The following is a 15,858-nucleotide window of genomic DNA, read 5'->3' on the forward strand; positions in this document are numbered from 1 at the left end:
CCGAAACCGACTCGATCGATGCCCCCCGGCGGAACCGAATGCGCGGGGAACCCCGACGCGACCGGGACCACGGATGAAACGGCGCCCGGGCTCCACGGCAGGCGCATTCGCAAAGCAGACGGCGGGATGTTTCCCCGCAGAAACCGATGTGCCCCGCGGTCGGATCGTTGTCGCCGAAAGCCCGGAGTCCTCCATGGAACATCATCGGGTTCCGGAAAGCCGCAACGCGTCGCAAACGGTACGAAACGGGGCCTGCCTGGAGTATGCCGGGAGCCGTGCGAACCACGACCGCGAAGCCTCACGACCTGTAGGAGGCGTTGATCTTTACATAATCGTAGGAGAAATCGCAGGTGTAGGCGACAAAGGATGCGGTCCCCATGCCGAGATCCAGGCGAACCTTGATGTCCTTCCGGCGGAAAGCCGACGCCGCGCGTTCCTCCACCTCCGCGCCGGGCACCGGGGTCCCCTCTCGAAACACGCACAGCCCGTCAAAGTACAGCGCCACCCGATCCGGGTTCAAATCGACACCGGCTCTTCCGGCGGCGCAGACGATTCTGCCCCAGTTGGCATCCTCACCGAAAAAGGCGGTCTTCACCAGTGGCGAATTGGCGACGGTCAAAGCCACCGTTTTGGCGCTTCGTTCGTCCGGGGCACCCACGATCTCGATTTCGATGAACTTTGTGGCGCCCTCCCCGTCGATCACGACCTTTTTGGCCAGATCGACGAGCACTGCTTCCAGCGCCTGCCCGAAAAGGACACTCTCGGGGCCGGCAACGTCGGCCAGCACGGGGTTTCCCGCCGCTCCGCTCGCCAGGGCGATCAGCGAATCGTTCGTGCTGGTGTCCCCGTCGACGGTGATGCAGTTGAAAGACCGTTCCGCCCCGGACCGCAGCCAGTGGTCCAGGACCCGTCGTTCCACCGCGGCATCGGTGCATACGAATGCCAACAGGGTGGCCATGTTCGGGGCGATCATTCCGGAACCCTTGGCCACGCCGCCGACGGTGACCCGCCGTCCGCCGATTTCCACCGTGGCGCTCGACATCTTGGGCACCGTGTCGGTGGTCATGATGGCCCGGGCCACCTCATCCCACCTGTCCGGGCGCGCGGATTCCACCAGCCCGCGCATTTCCCGGCGCACGGGCTCCGGATCCACCTGCATTCCGATCACGCCGGTCGATGCGACGAGCACCGAACCTGCGGGGGCTTTCATGGCTTCACCGGCCGCGCGCGCCATCTCCAGGGCTCTTCGGTACCCTTCTTCTCCCGTGCAGGCGTTGGCAATCCCGGCGTTGATGAGGATGGCCCGAATGGAGGGGGATTCCAGGTGGTTCTTGCACAGCTCCACCGGAGCGGCGGTGAACCGGTTGGTGGTGAAGACGCCGGCGGCTGTTCCCCCCGCCTCGGAATCCACCATGATCAAAGCCAGATCGGGACGGCCCCGGTAGCGCATCCCGCACGCGGCCGCCGCTGTTTTGAAGCCCTGCACGACGAACGGCCGACTACTTACCGCAACACTTTTTGTACTTCTTTCCGCTTCCGCATGGACAGGGGTCATTTCGTCCCACCTTTCGATCTTTCCTGGTCTGGGGCTTCTGCCCGGCCCCCTCGGCCGGTCCGAAAAACATCGGCTGGTCTTCCTGCTCCTTCCGGAGCTCATCCAGCTGTTCCTCGCGTTGGATCTGGATGTGGAAAAGCAGCCGTATCGTCTCCTCCTTGATCCGCTCGATCATCTCGTCAAACAGGGCGTGTCCTTCCCGTTTGTAGGCGATGAGCGGATCCTGCTGCCCGTAACCGCGCAGACCGATGCCCTCCTTGAGATGATCCATGTTGAGCAGGTGGTCTTTCCAGTAAGTATCCACCGTCTGGAGCAGGAGGTAGCTTTCGAGCTCCCGCATCATGGACTCGCCGAATTCCTGCTCGCGGGCTTCGTAGCGTTTCGTGAGCCTTTCCAGCAGCGAATCCCGAAACTCCTCGTATTCGATGTCGCCCAGGGATTCGACCGTCAGGTTCATCTGGAGCCCGAACAGGCGCAAGACCTCGGAATTGATTTTTTCCAGGTCCCAGTCCTCCGCATAGTGCTTCTCGTCCGCGGTTTCCGCCAGGATCCCCTCCAGCAGGTCTTCGATCATATCGAGGACAACCGGCTTGAGGTTTTCGCCCTGCAAGGCCTCGCGGCGCTGGCGGTAGATCACCTCGCGCTGCTGGTTCATGACATCGTCGTATTCGAGCAACTGTTTGCGGATACTGAAGTTCTGAGCTTCCACCTTGCTCTGGGCGTTTTCGATGGCCTTGGTGATGAGGCGATGTTCGATGGGCTCGTCTTCCTTCATTCCGATTCTCTGCATGAGGCCCGACAGCCGGTCCGCCGCAAAGATCCGCATCAGATCGTCTTCCAGGGACAGGTAGAACCGTGACGACCCGGGATCCCCCTGCCTGCCCGACCGGCCTCTGAGTTGGTTGTCGATGCGGCGGGCTTCATGGCGCTCGGTTCCGATGATGTGGAGCCCTCCCACATCCACGACGCCGGGCCCCAGCACGATATCGGTTCCTCGACCGGCCATGTTCGTGGAGATGGTGACCGCCCCCGGCTGCCCGGCCAGAGCCACGATCTCCGCTTCCTTCTCGTGGTGCTTGGCATTGAGCACCTGGTGGGGAACGCCCTGCCGCTTCAGTATGCCGCTCAGTTTCTCGGACTTCGCGATGTTGACCGTGCCGACCAGGACCGGGCGCTTGACGGCGTATGCTTCCTTGATTTCCTCGGCCACGGCTCGGAATTTCTCGGCCTCGGTCCTGTAGATGCAGTCGGCATAGTCTTCCCGGATCATCTTCCGGTGCGTCGGGATGACGACAACCTCGAGCTTGTATATCTTGGCGAACTCGGCGGCTTCGGTTTCCGCCGTGCCGGTCATGCCCGCCAGCTTGTCGAACATTCGGAAGTAGTTCTGGAAGGTGATGGAGGCCAGGGTCTGGTTCTCGTTTTCGATGTGCACGTTTTCCTTGGCTTCCAGCGCCTGGTGCAGCCCCTCGCTGTAACGGCGACCGGGCATGAGCCGGCCGGTGAATTCATCGACGATGATCACTTTGCCGTCCTTCACGATGTAGTCGACGTCCCGTTTGAACAGCACATGGGCGCGCAGAGCCTGTTGAACGTGATGCAGGATGTCGATCTGTCTCGGATCGTAGAGGTTGTCGACGCCGAGCAGCTTCTCCGTTCTGGTCACCCCGTCCTCAGTCAGAGCCACGGTGCGGCTTTTCTCTTCCTTGGTGTAATGAGTTTCGGGTTTGAGCTGGGGGATGATCCTGTTGATATTGTAGTAGAGCGCCGTGGACTTCTCCGCCGGACCGGAGATGATGAGCGGGGTCCGGGCCTCGTCGATGAGAATACTGTCGACCTCGTCCACAATGGCATAGTTCAGCTCCCGCTGAACCATATCCTCGATGCGGAATTTCATATTGTCCCGCAGGTAGTCGAATCCGTACTCGTTGTTGGTCCCGTAAGTCACATCGGCGCCGTAAGCTTCCTTGCGCTCGGGATCGTCCAGTCCGTGAACGATGCACCCCACCGAAAGCCCCAGGAACTTGTAAACCTGGCCCATCCATTCGCTGTCACGCCGCGCCAGGTAATCGTTGACCGTAACCAGGTGCACTCCCCGCCCGGTCAGCGCGTTCAAATAGATGGGCATGACCGCGACCAGCGTCTTGCCTTCGCCCGTCTTCATTTCCGCAATCATGCCCTCGTGCAGCACGATGCCCCCGATCATCTGCACGTCGAACGGACGCATCCCGAGGGTCCGCACCGCGCCCTCGCGGGCCACCGCAAACGCCTCGGGCAGGAGATCGTCCAGAGGTTCGCCGTTTGCGATGCGCTGTTTGAATTCCGGAGTTTTCGCCTTGAGCGCCGCGTCACTCAACTTGCGCATAACGGGCTCGTACGAATTGATCTCATCCACCAGAGGAGCAATCCGCTTGAGGATTCTCTCATTCTGGCTGCCAAATATCTTCTTGAGGATGTCCGTTAGCATTTCGCCGCACTTTCCTCCCGGAACACAATCGTTTCATACCCATCGCCATTCAAAACAAAGGCACGCCGCGCGTGCCCATGTCCATCCACCCGGATGACAACCGCTTATATAACCCACGTTCCCCGACTTTGCAAATCCATCGGAAAACGGACGACTTGCGCGCCCCCGGCGCGGCCGTCACAGGTCCAGGACCAGTGCGACCTCATCGCAATTCGGAAACTTCGGGCAATGAAGGCAATCCGCCCATATCTTCTGGGGGAAAATGTTCTTGTCCACCACCTGGAAACCCAGGCATTGGAAGAACTCCACTTCATAGGTCAAGGTGAAAAGCTGCTTCAGCCCCAGCTCAACGGCTTCGTCGATACACGCCTGCACGAGCCCCCGACCGATCCCGCGCCCCTGGTGAGAATTCAACACGGCGAGCGACCTGATCTCCGCCAGGTTTTCCCAGATGATGTGCAGACTGCAGCTCCCCACCACCTCCCCGGTTTCCTCGTCCACGGCGACGAACATGTCGCGCAGATTCGTGTACAACTCGCTCAGCGAACGGGCCAGGAGCTTCCCGTTCTGTGCGAAGACCCCCAGTGTCTTCTGGATGTTGGGCACATCGACAATTCTTGCCTTGCGTATCATTTCAGGAACAATCCTTTCGCTGCACATTTCACACGCGGTGCGAGCCTGCGTATTCATGGTCACGATGGAGAAACACAGACCGTGGCATCGGGCGACCGGACCCGACTCCCGCTCATCGGCGGCGAAGCAACGCCAGGTCCCGTATCGCCTCGGCAAGCCGCTCCATATCCGCCGCGGTCGTCGCATACCCCGGCGAAACGCGAACGGTGCCCTCCGGAAACGTCCCGAATGTCCGGTGAGCGAGGGGAGCGCAGTGCAATCCCGTCCGCACCGCAATATCGTATCCTTCGTCGAGCAGGTGTCCCGCATCGGCCGGATTGATCCCCGCCATCGTGAACGAGACCGTCGCCGTTCCCCGCACTTCGGGACTGATGACAGTAATTCCGGGAATAGCCCGCAATTGCTCTTCAAGGCGAACCGCCAGCCCCAGTTCGTGATCGCGAATGGTTTCAAGACCGCTGCTCAGGATGTAATCGATGCCCGCGGCAAGTCCCGCGATCCCGGGCAGGTTTGGAGTGCCGCTCTCGTAGCGGTCCGGGCAGATTTCGGGCTGTATCGCGTCCTCCGACCGGCTCCCCGTTCCGCCCTCCAACAAGGGCTCCACGTCCAGCCCCGAACGGATGAAAAGCACGCCGACCCCGGGAGGACCAAGCAGCCCCTTATGGGCGGAACACGCCAGCATCGCCAGGCGCCATTTATCGGCCCTTATGGCCTGAACGCCCGCCGTTTGGGCCGCATCGAGCAAAAGCGGGACGCCGAATTCGCTGCACATTTGCGCCACTGCTTCCGCCGGAAGGAGCGCGCCGTTCACGTTGGAAGCGTGGGTCATCGCCATCAGCCGGGGACGCGACTCCAGCCTCCGCCGCAGCTCATCCACGTCGATGGCTCCGCTGCCGCTGCAGGGAACGATTTCGGTGCTCACGCCGATTTCACTCAGTCGTTTCAGCGGACGGACCACGGAATTGTGTTCCATGGCCGAGATCAGCACGCGATCCCCCCTTTTCAACCACCCCTTCAAGACGATATTGATGCTCTCGGTGGCGTTCTTCGTGAAAATCACCCGGTCGGCATCTCCGATGCCCAGGAAAGAGGCCACCTTCTCGCGTGCGGCCCCCACCATCGAAGAGGCCAGCCTGGCATGCCGGTGAGAGGCCCTGCCGGGACTCGCTCCGACTTCCGTCAGGGCGTGCCGTACGGCTTCATACACCGACGGCGGCTTGGGAAACGACGTTGCGGCGTTATCGAGATAGAGAGTCATAGCGTTCAAGCGCGAGGTTCATGATTCCACGGGACCCGATTCCCCGGGGTTTCCCGGCTGCATCCGTGGATTCTCAGCGACCCTGTCCCGGCCGCTGTAAAGTGTAAACCGGCCCGCCCGCGCATAGCCGATGAGCGTGATATTCAGGGCCTCGGCGAGCTCCACGGCGAGGGTCGTGGCGGTGTTGCGGCTCACAAGGATGGGGATCCCCACCTTGGCGATCTTGATCAGGATCTCCGAGGTGAGCCTTCCGGTCGTGACGAGCATTTTATCGTCGAGGAGCACACCGTGCAGGACCGCGTGGCCTATGATCATGTCCACGGCATTGTGCCGGCCGATGTCATCCCTGAAAAGAACCACTTCGTCCGGAGTGGCCAGAATGGTGTTGTGGACACCATGTGTACGTCGATACGTATCGCTCAAGCGATTCAAATCTTCGATTCTCGCCTGCACCTGCCGCGGCGAGACCCGGAGCCTGCTTTCAACCGGTTTGCTGAGCAGGGCGTCCAGCGAAAAATAGAACAACGATCCTTTGCCGCACCCCGAAGTAATGGTTCTCTTCATCCACATTCGATTTGCGGGGGTCGAGACCTCCCGGGTGATCACATCCACCTTTCCGGCCGATTCGTCGATTTCGAATCGGAGAATGTCTTCCCGAACCCCGATGAATCCTTCCGCGTAGAAAAACCCCGCCGCCAGTTCATCGAGGTGATGCCCCGCACAGAGGAGCGTGACGATCTCCCCGCCGTTCAGGTAGAGGGTGACCGGGCGTTCCTTGATTACCCACTGCCGCCGCTCGACCGGTCCCTCATCCCCGGCGAAGACCCAGGCCGGAACCGAAGCGACTTCCTCCCGCGCGGCGCCTTCCCCGGACTGCGTTCCGCCTGCCTGAACCTTGCCCTGCGTGTCCGAACCCGAACCCGGAATCAACAGACTCTCCCCGTTTTAACAATCGATGCGAAGTAATCTCCCAGAATCCGGCCATGATCGAAGGCCAGAACGGCAGGCAGGCTCCCGGCGGCAAAAACGGCGAGACTTCGCGCGTCATCGGCCGCCCGCGGCTCCCCAACGCCCGCGGCGGTGAACACCACTGAAACCGTGTGATGGCGCGGATCCCGCGCGGGCTCCGAGTAGGCTCGGAATTGTCGCAAATGCTTCAACCGCAATCCGGTCTCCTCCAGTGCTTCCCGCCGGACAGCCGTTTCCAGGGATTCACCGTAGTCGACGAATCCTCCCGGCAACGCCCACCCGAACGGAGGGTTTTTCCGCTCTATGAGAACGATTCCGCGCCTCCCCAGGTCTATGATGACGTCCACCGTCAGGAGCGGATTTCGATAGGTCCTGACGGCAGTCCCGCAGGCGGGGCAATAAACGGTGTCGGAGCTCGTCATCCGTGGGCCTCCCCTTTGAATTGCTGATCCCGCATCAACACGTGTTCCAATAATAATACCAGAAAAATTCCGAAAATAAGGCCATTACCGAAGAATGCCCGAATCTGCGTGGGAACCGAGGCGATCAGGGCGTCGGGCAGGATGCTCACCACCGTGCCCAGCATCACCGGCAGACCCACCACGAAATAATCCCGCGACGTCATCCCCCCGGCGGAAATGATGTCCAGCCCGGTCCCGATCTGCGCCCCCATCGCCACCGCGAGCGCTGCTCCGACCACGGCCGAGGGAACCATTGCCAGCAATGCGGCAAACTTCGGAGCCAATGCCGCGACCACCAGCATCAATCCACATAAGGCCGTGACGTAACGGCTGGCAACCCGGTTGGCCACCACCACGCCCGGGCTGATGCTGTAGCTGACCAGCCCCACGACTCCCATCAGCCCGCACAGGACTCCGGCAGCGCCGTTAAAAAAAAGCCCCCGGGACACGCCGGTCGGCAACCGCTCGGGATCCGTAACGGCGGCGATGCCATTCAGGCTTCCCAGGCTGTTGACCGTGACGGCCAGGTAGGATGCCGCAAACGCCAGTATCGCCGGCCAGCGGAAAACCGGAACCGCGGGGATCGGATCGGGAGGCAGGGAGAGCCAGCGGGCAGCCATCAACGGCCGGAAGTCGACCCCCTCCATCAGAAAATAGAAGACGGAACCGATCCCCATGCCCAGCAGGAGCGCGATGGTTTTCCAAAAACCGCGCAGCCAATGGGAAAGCGTGGCCATGACCAGGACGAGCCCCAGGCTGAACAGGAAGACATGAATATCGTTGCGCGAACCCGCGTTTTCCAGACCGCTCATGATGCGCGTGAGGAACGGCAGGAGCGAGAAGGCGATCAGCATGAGAATGACGCCGACCACGTTGGGAGTCGCCCAGGCGTTGATGTTCTTCACTCGGCGCATGAGAACGGCGGCCATGAGAAGCCCTCCTCCCACCATCATACCCCCCTGGATTTCCTGTATCCCATAAGGGGTCAGCACGATGAAGGTCAACAGGACGGCGGTGGAAGGACCTTCCATGAGCGGATACCGATGGCCGACCAGGCACTGCACCGTGGTGAACAACCCCGAGGTCAGCAGGATAAGCTGGAAAAACCGCACGGCCCCGGCGGCATCGAGATGCAGGGCCTTGCTCCCCAGCGCGGCGGAAATGATCAGGAAGGAAAACATGATGATGGCCCACTGAAGGCCGTACAGAGCTGAATATCTGAGGGGAGGATTGTCGTCTATGTCATAAATATATTCGGGCTTGTCCATTGGGCGCTTTTTGCCGGCTTTCGGTGAACAGGATCATTGCAGTTCCCGGGGGAGCGGGAGGCCGACCGGGGCCGCCCAAACGAACCGCGCCTTCAGACCGCAGGCCGCTCAGTGCAGGATTTCAAACAGGGTGCTGATCGAGTCTTCGTTGTGAATGTTGCGGATGGCCGCAGAGAACAGCCTGCACGAGGGAACGACCTCGATCTTCCGGCAGTGCGCGGCCTGGGGTCTCAGGGGCAGCGTATCCGTCACGACGAGTTTCTTCAGCGCGCTGTTTTCGATCCGATCGATCGCCGGTCCTGACAAAACTGCGTGTGTCACGCATGCATGGACCTCGGTCGCGCCTTTGTCCAGGAGACTCTTGGTCGCCTCAACCAGGGTCCCCGCCGTGTCCACCATGTCATCGAGAACGACTGCCGCCTTGCCCGATACTTCCCCGATGATATGGAGCGCTTCGGCCTTGTTCACATCGGAGCGGCGTTTGTCGATCATCGCGAGTCCCGCTTTCAGGATCTTCGCGTACGCCCTGGCTCGCGGCACGCCCCCGGCATCCGGGGAAACGATCACCATGTCGCCGTTGAAGTGTTCCCGAATATAGGGAAGCAGTATGGGTGAGGCGTACAGATTGTCCACGGGAACGTCGAAAAATCCCTGGATCTGACCTGCGTGAAGATCCATGGTGAGGATTCGCTGCGCTCCGACGCGAGCGATAAGGTCGGCCACCAGCCGCGCCGTGATCGGCACACGGGGCTTGTTCTTGCGGTCCTGGCGCGCGTAGCTGTAATAGGGGATGACCGCGGTGATTCTCCTGGCCGAGGCCCGCTTGAACGCGTCGATCATCACCAGGAGTTCCATCAGGTGGTCATTGACCGGCTGAGCCCCTGACTGCACTACGAAAATATCGGCCCCCCTGACGTTTTCCCCTATCTCGACCCGGATCTCCCCGTCGCTGAACGTACTGATCATGGCCCTGCCAAGGGGCATCTCCAGCGAGTCGCAAATCTGGTGAGCCAGTTCCCTGTTGCTGTTCCCGGCAAAAATCTTCAAACCGTACGTCGCCATTTGAATCTATCCCTTGTCTCCCTTGCCTCCGGCACAAACGAAGAAGTGCCCTCTTCTTATTATACGCAAGCAGGAATGGCAACCCTTTTTCATCTTTGCGGGCACGCAGGCCGACCACGCGGCTTTTCGAGCACGCTCAATCGATGCGTCCCGCCTTCCAATCACAGGTCTTCGAGCTCTTCTTCCCTGACGCAGTATCCTTCGTGGCCGGGCCAATACAGGAACCGGTGGCAATGAGGGCATTGCAGGATGGCATCGTCCCGCTGAAGCTCGATGAACTTCTGAGGGGGAATATTCAGATGGCATACCTGGCAAACCCCGTTCTCCACCGCGGCTACCGCAATGCCCGCCTGCTTCTTGAACAGGAAGTCGGAGCGCTTCACCAGTTCCGGTTCAAGCTTCTCGCGTACTTTCTGCTGCAGCCCCTCGAGGTAATCCAGCCGTTCCTTCAGCTGTGCGCTTTCACTTTCGAGCTTCTGCCTGTTTTCCTCGAGCTTCTGCCTCTGGGCGGCCAGATCCTTCTCCAGGTCTTTGACCTGCCGGCCAAGCGCCTCGATCTTTTCCATCTGCTCGAGCGCGCTGTCCTCCTTGCTCGCAATATCCTTCTTGATATCTTCGATCTCTTTGAGGATGGCCTGGTATTCCTTGTTTGTCTTGACCTCGCTCATCCGGGACTTGCTCCTGGCGATCTTGTTTTCCAGGTCGGCGATATTCTGTTCCAGCGACTTGCGGTTCTTCAAGGCGAGCTCGTGTTCGGCCTTCCTCGCCAGGTACTCGGCTTCAAAATGCTCGAACTCCTTTTCGATTTCGGAAACACGCCGGGGTGTTTCCTCGCACCCGCGGACAAGCAGGTTCTTCTTGTTCTCCAGTATCTGGTATTGAATCAGGCATCTGAGTTGGCTAAGCAAGGGATCAACCTCCTGTCTAAGACTCTTGTCGGTTCAGCCACGCGATATTCCAAACGCCCTTGATCCGGACCGGCACACCGGCCCTGGCCGGCTCAGGGCGACAACGGCTCAACGGCACTTCCCACAATGCGCAGGGGATCCTTTTCCCTGCGCGCCACAAAAACCTCCAGCCCGGCCTCCTGTCCCACTGCACGGGACCGCAGATACTCCGCCAGGGGTTGAAGCACGACCCGTTCCGAGGAGAAGTGCCCGATATCGATCACGGCAAGACCGTGCTCTTCGGCGCGCATGGCGTCGTGATACTTCACGTCGCCGGTAATGTACACATCCGCTCTCCCGGTAATCACGGCGTCGAGAAGCCCGCCCCCGCTCCCCGTGCAAACGGCGACACGTCGCACCGAGCGACCCGGTTCTCCCACGACCCGAACGGCACCACCGCCCATCGCCGCGGCTGCAAAGGAAGCCAGGCCGTCGAGTGACATCTCCGCAGGCAATTCTCCGACACACCCCATTCCCGCATACCGCGGCTCATCCTGCCAGGCTGCGTCAATTTCGAGCGGGGTCACGCCCTGCAGCGCGAAGACCCGCGCCAACTGTTCGTTGGTGCCTGCTCGTGCGGCATCGAGATTGGTATGGGCGCAAATCAGGCTGATTCCTTCCCTCACCGCGGTCATGATCAGCTTGCCGGGAAAGACATCCGCTCGTACGGACTCAAGGGGCTGGAAGATCAGAGGATGGTGCGTGACCACGCACTGGCATTTCAGGCTCAAGGCTTCCCCAAGGGTGGTCGAACCGGGGTCCAGCGCCACCAGCAGCCGGCTCAGTTCCGCTTCCGGGTCGCCGACCTGAAGACCGCAACGATCCCACCCGGCACTGAAGCGAAAGGGGGCGTAAGCATCCACCCAGTCCATGACATCTTTTACTTTCGGCATCTAAGGGGCTCCCCCCAAAAAAACAAGGGGTGTTCGTTAGAGAACACCCCTCGGTACTTGCTCCTGCGGGTTGCGGCCGGCGCGGGTCTGCCGTCTCCAGGTGACTGTGCGGATCTCCCTCCTGGCCGCTCCGGGCAAAATTATTCGTTTCCGTGCTGTCTTTGTAATCACCGCTTGAACGTTCACCATGGGCATTGCGAATGGGCCCACCTGGCCTCGAACCAGGGACCGACCGGTTATGAGCCGGTGGCTCTACCAACTGAGCTATGGGCCCCATGACCTCCAATCAAATAGGCAACATTTTATATAAGGAGTTGTCTCATTTTTTGTCAAGTCAATTCTCCCTGCGACGGCCCGACTTGTATCGAGCTTGCGCAACCGCTCCATCGACGGCGCGATCCGTTCCGCCCGCCGGTCCGGCGCCGAATCACCCGGGAGAGAACTCCTCAAGCCGTCGCGGTCTGCGCGGGCCCGTTCAACCGTCCCGAGCGGAATCGAAAGCTCCGGGCGGTTCACAACGCTTGTGAAGCGACGCCTCATGTTTCGATGAAGCTCTTCAACTCCTTCCTGCGGCTCGGATGCCGGAGCTTCCGCAGTGCCTTTGCTTCGATCTGCCGGATGCGCTCCCGCGTCACGGCAAAATCCTGCCCCACTTCCTCGAGGGTGTGATCCGCCTTTTCGCCGATGCCGAAGCGCATCCGCAGCACTTTCTCCTCGCGCGGCGTCAGCGTTGCAAGGGCTTTGCGCGTCTGCTCGCTCAGGTTGAGGTTGATCACCGCATCCACGGGCGATGCCACACGCTTGTCTTCGATGAAATCGCCCAGATGGCTGTCCTCCTCCTCACCGATCGGCGTTTCCAGGCTGATGGGTTCCTTGGCGATCTTCAATACCTTGCGCACTTTCTCGACGGGAAATTCCATCTTTTCGGCGATCTCCTCGGGAGTCGGCTCCCGTCCCAACTCCTGGACGAGATAGCGAGAAGTGCGAATCAGCTTGTTGATGGTTTCGATCATGTGAACGGGAATTCTGATGGTCCGGGCCTGGTCGGCAATGGCGCGGGTGATCGCCTGGCGTATCCACCACGTGGCATACGTGCTGAATTTGTAGCCACGCTGGTATTCGAACTTGTCCACGGCCTTCATCAATCCGATGTTGCCCTCCTGGATGAGATCAAGGAATTGGAGTCCCCGGTTCGTGTACTTCTTGGCGATGCTCACCACCAGGCGCAGATTCGCCTCGATCAGCTCGCTTTTCGCCAGCTTGGCCCGGATCAGCCCATCCTCCACCCGCCTGAGGATCAGGCGCAGAGACCGGGAATCCATCTTCGCCTCGATTTCCAGTTCTTCGATCCGTTGCTTCGCCTCGATGGCCTTGTTGGCCAATTCCAGGAAATCCTTCTCCTCCATGTTGACCTGATCGGCACAGGCCCGAGCCTTCCCCCTGTCCTCGATCGCCGTCTCATAAAGCGGCTTCAATTCCTGCAAAGGCTTACCGGACAGCAGCAGACAGTTCCTCAACTCGTCTTCGGACCGCTCGATGACGTCGAGGCACAAGTGCAACTTGTCGATGATGCTGTCGATATGGCGCTTGCTGAGCTGAAGCCCCTTGAGGAGGCTCACGATCTGCTCCTTGTTCTGCTGCACCTGGCTCTTCAGCACGAACTCCTCATCCCTTGTGAGGCTGTCGCTCAAAAGTCTGGTCTGCAATATCTTGTTCGACTCATCAAGACTCTGGACTTCACGGAGTATGCCGACGACCCGCTCTTTCTGGGCCGTCTCCTCCTCCACCGTGATTTCGTCGTCCACCTCCCGGAGAACATCGCTGACCCTGGCGTTGTCGTCCTCGAGCTTGTGCTTGAGGTTCATGATTTCCTTGATGCCGATGGAAGATTCCATGATCGCGTTGAAGATTTCCCGCTCTCCTGCTTCGATGCGTTTCGCGATTTCAACCTCTCCCTCGCGTGTGAGCAACGAAACCTGTCCCATTTCACGCAGATACATTTTTACCGGATCGGTGACACGGCTCGTGACGTCGGCCTCTATTTGCAGCTCATCTTCTTCTTCCTCCAGCAGGGAGTCGGAATCCGCGCCCGAGGTCTCCCGAACCACCTGGACCTGCTGCTCCGAATCGACTATCTCGATGTCCATCTCATCAAAAATCATCATCATGTCGTCCAGTTTCTCAGGAGAGACCAGATCTTCGGGCAAGGCCTCATTGACTTCATCGTACGTGAGATAGCCCTTTTCCTTGCCCACCGTAATGAGACGCTTGATATCGTCCATCTCCGGCTTGCTCAAAGCGGGATCGCGTCGTTGCTTTGTTTCCTTGTCCGTCATCGGTTCTCTCTCCTACAGGTTGTACGGTAAATCTTTATCCCTCTTCTTGGCGGAGTTCAGGTTCTGAATCTCCACCAGGATGTGTCTGACCCGATCCGAGTCGCCTTCCCGGACGGCCGCCTTAAGGGCGGTGTCCAGGTCCAGGCTTCTCTGTTTGAGCTCCCGTCTCGTCAGCGCGATCAACCAGTCGTTAAGCTGCACCCTCGGTTCCGCAAGTTCCGCGGATTCAAGCATGAACCGTGTGAACATCTCCTTGGATTCCGGATCGGCAAGCTCGTCGTAGACGATGGAGGCATTGAATTCGCTCTCCGGAGCGTGAGGTGTTCCAACGAGCACCATCGCCAGGGCACGCAGTTTCGGTTCTTGGAAGTACTCCAGCGCGCCCGAGCTGTCGGCTTGCTCGATGAGATCGGGGTATCTGATGAGCAATCGAAGGATTTTTTCCTCGAGGGTCTGCGTTTCGGAGATTCCGGGAAGAACGGGGGTACGGTAGGAGCGGGAGTAAGGTCTTTCCGGCGTGCGGCGGTCGTGGCGCAACTGCTGATTCAACACTTCTTCGGAGACGCAGAGCCGGTCGGCCGCCAGCCTCAGATACTCGGACTTCAGCAGGGGTTGGCGCACGGCGTCGAAAATCGGCCTCAATTCGGCAGCGATTTTCAGCCTCGCGCTTGCGCTTCCATCCCAGCCGTCAAGGATTCTCTTGACGGCGTAAGCGCCCAGTTCCTGCCTGCTTCGGAGCAGTTTCTCGAAACCTTCCAGCCCGTCCCTCCTGAGGAAATCGTCGGGGTCCATACCGTCGGGAAAGCGCACGCAACTGACCGCCACGTTCTCCTGCAGAAAAAGCGGCAGCCCTCTCAGCATCGCTTTGTCTCCCGCCTCGTCTCCGTCATAGGCCATAACGACTTCGTCGGACATCCGGGACAATATCCGAACCTGGTGAGGCGTAAGGGCCGTTCCCAGGGTCGCGACCACGCGGAAGAACCCTCGCGCGTGGAACGCCAGCAAGTCCATGTAGCCTTCCACCAGGACCGTCTGCCGCACCTGCCTGCATGCTTCGCGGGCTCTCGCCAGTTGGTAGAGCAACCGTCCCTTGTGGTACACGGCGGTTTCGGGGCTGTTGAGGTACTTCGGCTCGTCCTTGAGGTCCGCGGAGAGGCTTCGACCGCCGAAAGCCACGATCCGGCCTCCCTCGTCCCGGATGGGAAATATGAGACGGTTGCGAAACCGGTCATAGACTCTGTCCTTACCGGTGCTCCGGGCCAGCAGCCCCGCCCCGATCCCCGGTTCGACATCATATCCGAGATTCGCCAGGTGACGGGACAGGCTGTCCCAGCTCTGTGGAGCAAATCCCATCCGCTCCGTTTCGACGACCTCCGCCGGCAGGCCGCGCCGCGCAATATATTCCCTCGCGATCCTTCCCTCCGGGCTGTGATGCAGCTGGTCATAAAAAAAATCCGCCGCCGAGCGGAGGATCCGGTAGAGCTCTTCGCGTTCCTTCCGGGCACTCTCAATCGCGCCCGGCGTGGCGCCTTCAACATGGTCGCGTTCCGGGAGGGCGATGTGATATCTTTCCGCCAGATACCGGATGGCTTCCCCGAACGCTACGTTCCTGTGCTTCATCACGAAGTTGAGGACGTCCCCTCCGCTGCCGCACCCGAAGCAGTAGTAAAGCTGGTTTTCGGCATCGACATGGAACGATGGGGTCTTCTCCTGATGAAACGGGCACAGTCCCAGGTGCCTGTTGCCCGAGCGCCGCAGCTGGACGACCTGTCCGACCACGTCGACAATGTCAACGGCCTGCTTCACAAGAGTGGCCATTCCGGAACTATTCACGTGTGACAGCCCGTAATCCCCGTAATGCCTGATAACGATACGACAACGTAAACGCGTCCCTGAGCGCGAAACTTTTGATTTGTATCCGGCGGAAAACGTCAAATCAAGGCATTTCTTTTCATGACCCGGACGGACCGACGCCGACCCCGGCGATATCCCCCTTGAGCCGGAAAGCA

General features: G+C 60.0%; 12 protein-coding genes and 1 tRNA gene. All 13 read right to left on the minus strand.

The features are described from left to right. Positions 1-298: 298 nt before the first annotated feature. Positions 299-1,555, minus strand: coding sequence for a bifunctional glutamate N-acetyltransferase/amino-acid acetyltransferase ArgJ (gene argJ / locus SFUM_RS06265; protein ID WP_083763963.1), 1,257 nt, complete (start codon positions 1,553-1,555; stop codon positions 299-301). Further along, on the minus strand, positions 1,500-4,022 hold the full coding sequence (gene secA, locus SFUM_RS06270) for a preprotein translocase subunit SecA (RefSeq protein ID WP_011698066.1): 2,523 nt from the start codon (positions 4,020-4,022) through the stop codon (positions 1,500-1,502). Before secA ends, argJ begins: the two co-directional genes overlap by 56 nt. Before the next feature lie 177 nt (positions 4,023-4,199). Further along, complete coding sequence (locus tag SFUM_RS06275) at positions 4,200-4,655, minus strand: N-acetyltransferase (protein ID WP_041440039.1); 456 nt, start codon at positions 4,653-4,655, stop codon at positions 4,200-4,202. Between the two features lie 112 nt (positions 4,656-4,767). Next, on the minus strand, positions 4,768-5,913 hold the full coding sequence (locus SFUM_RS06280; RefSeq protein ID WP_011698068.1) for a cysteine desulfurase: 1,146 nt from the start codon (positions 5,911-5,913) through the stop codon (positions 4,768-4,770). An 18-nt stretch (positions 5,914-5,931) separates the two neighbouring features. Continuing rightward, a complete protein-coding gene (gene fdhD, locus SFUM_RS06285) occupies positions 5,932-6,843 on the minus strand; it encodes a formate dehydrogenase accessory sulfurtransferase FdhD (RefSeq protein WP_011698069.1) in 912 nt (303 codons plus the stop codon). Further along, positions 6,840-7,304: an NUDIX domain-containing protein gene (locus tag SFUM_RS06290; RefSeq protein WP_011698070.1), complete on the minus strand. Its 465-nt coding sequence runs from the start codon at positions 7,302-7,304 to the stop codon at positions 6,840-6,842. Before SFUM_RS06290 ends, fdhD begins: the two co-directional genes overlap by 4 nt. Next, positions 7,301-8,611 carry a uracil-xanthine permease family protein gene (locus tag SFUM_RS06295; RefSeq protein ID WP_011698071.1) on the minus strand — a complete coding sequence of 437 codons (1,311 nt, stop codon included), beginning with the start codon at positions 8,609-8,611 and terminating at the stop codon, positions 7,301-7,303. Before SFUM_RS06295 ends, SFUM_RS06290 begins: the two co-directional genes overlap by 4 nt. Positions 8,612-8,719: 108 nt before the next feature. Then, positions 8,720-9,673 (minus strand): ribose-phosphate diphosphokinase, encoded by a 954-nt coding sequence (locus SFUM_RS06300; RefSeq protein WP_011698072.1) that lies wholly within the window; start codon positions 9,671-9,673, stop codon positions 8,720-8,722. Between the two features lie 161 nt (positions 9,674-9,834). Then, positions 9,835-10,581 carry a zinc ribbon domain-containing protein gene (locus SFUM_RS06305; protein WP_011698073.1) on the minus strand — a complete coding sequence of 249 codons (747 nt, stop codon included), beginning with the start codon at positions 10,579-10,581 and terminating at the stop codon, positions 9,835-9,837. Between the two features lie 92 nt (positions 10,582-10,673). Then, positions 10,674-11,513 carry a Nif3-like dinuclear metal center hexameric protein gene (locus tag SFUM_RS06310; protein WP_011698074.1) on the minus strand — a complete coding sequence of 280 codons (840 nt, stop codon included), beginning with the start codon at positions 11,511-11,513 and terminating at the stop codon, positions 10,674-10,676. Between the two features lie 201 nt (positions 11,514-11,714). Further along, positions 11,715-11,787 (minus strand) — tRNA-Ile (locus SFUM_RS06315). 262 nt (positions 11,788-12,049) lie between these two features. Then, positions 12,050-13,849 carry an RNA polymerase sigma factor RpoD gene (gene rpoD / locus SFUM_RS06320; protein WP_011698075.1) on the minus strand — a complete coding sequence of 600 codons (1,800 nt, stop codon included), beginning with the start codon at positions 13,847-13,849 and terminating at the stop codon, positions 12,050-12,052. A 12-nt stretch (positions 13,850-13,861) separates the two neighbouring features. After that, positions 13,862-15,667: a DNA primase gene (gene dnaG / locus SFUM_RS06325; RefSeq protein ID WP_011698076.1), complete on the minus strand. Its 1,806-nt coding sequence runs from the start codon at positions 15,665-15,667 to the stop codon at positions 13,862-13,864. Between the last annotated feature and the right edge of the window lie 191 nt (positions 15,668-15,858).

This window comes from Syntrophobacter fumaroxidans MPOB, from assembly GCF_000014965.1.
Lineage (GTDB): Bacteria > Desulfobacterota > Syntrophobacteria > Syntrophobacterales > Syntrophobacteraceae > Syntrophobacter > Syntrophobacter fumaroxidans.

Coding starts and splice junctions, on each gene's coding strand:
- SFUM_RS06275 (WP_041440039.1), bottom strand. CDS start 4,655: ATGATACGCAAGGCAAGAATTGTCGATGTGCCCAACATCCAGAAGACA.
- SFUM_RS06290 (WP_011698070.1), bottom strand. CDS start 7,304: ATGACGAGCTCCGACACCGTTTATTGCCCCGCCTGCGGGACTGCCGTC.
- SFUM_RS06295 (WP_011698071.1), bottom strand. CDS start 8,611: ATGGACAAGCCCGAATATATTTATGACATAGACGACAATCCTCCCCTC.
- SFUM_RS06280 (WP_011698068.1), bottom strand. CDS start 5,913: ATGACTCTCTATCTCGATAACGCCGCAACGTCGTTTCCCAAGCCGCCG.
- secA (WP_011698066.1), bottom strand. CDS start 4,022: ATGCTAACGGACATCCTCAAGAAGATATTTGGCAGCCAGAATGAGAGA.
- dnaG (WP_011698076.1), bottom strand. CDS start 15,667: ATGGCCACTCTTGTGAAGCAGGCCGTTGACATTGTCGACGTGGTCGGA.
- rpoD (WP_011698075.1), bottom strand. CDS start 13,849: ATGACGGACAAGGAAACAAAGCAACGACGCGATCCCGCTTTGAGCAAG.
- SFUM_RS06310 (WP_011698074.1), bottom strand. CDS start 11,513: ATGCCGAAAGTAAAAGATGTCATGGACTGGGTGGATGCTTACGCCCCC.
- argJ (WP_083763963.1), bottom strand. CDS start 1,555: ATGACCCCTGTCCATGCGGAAGCGGAAAGAAGTACAAAAAGTGTTGCG.
- SFUM_RS06300 (WP_011698072.1), bottom strand. CDS start 9,673: ATGGCGACGTACGGTTTGAAGATTTTTGCCGGGAACAGCAACAGGGAA.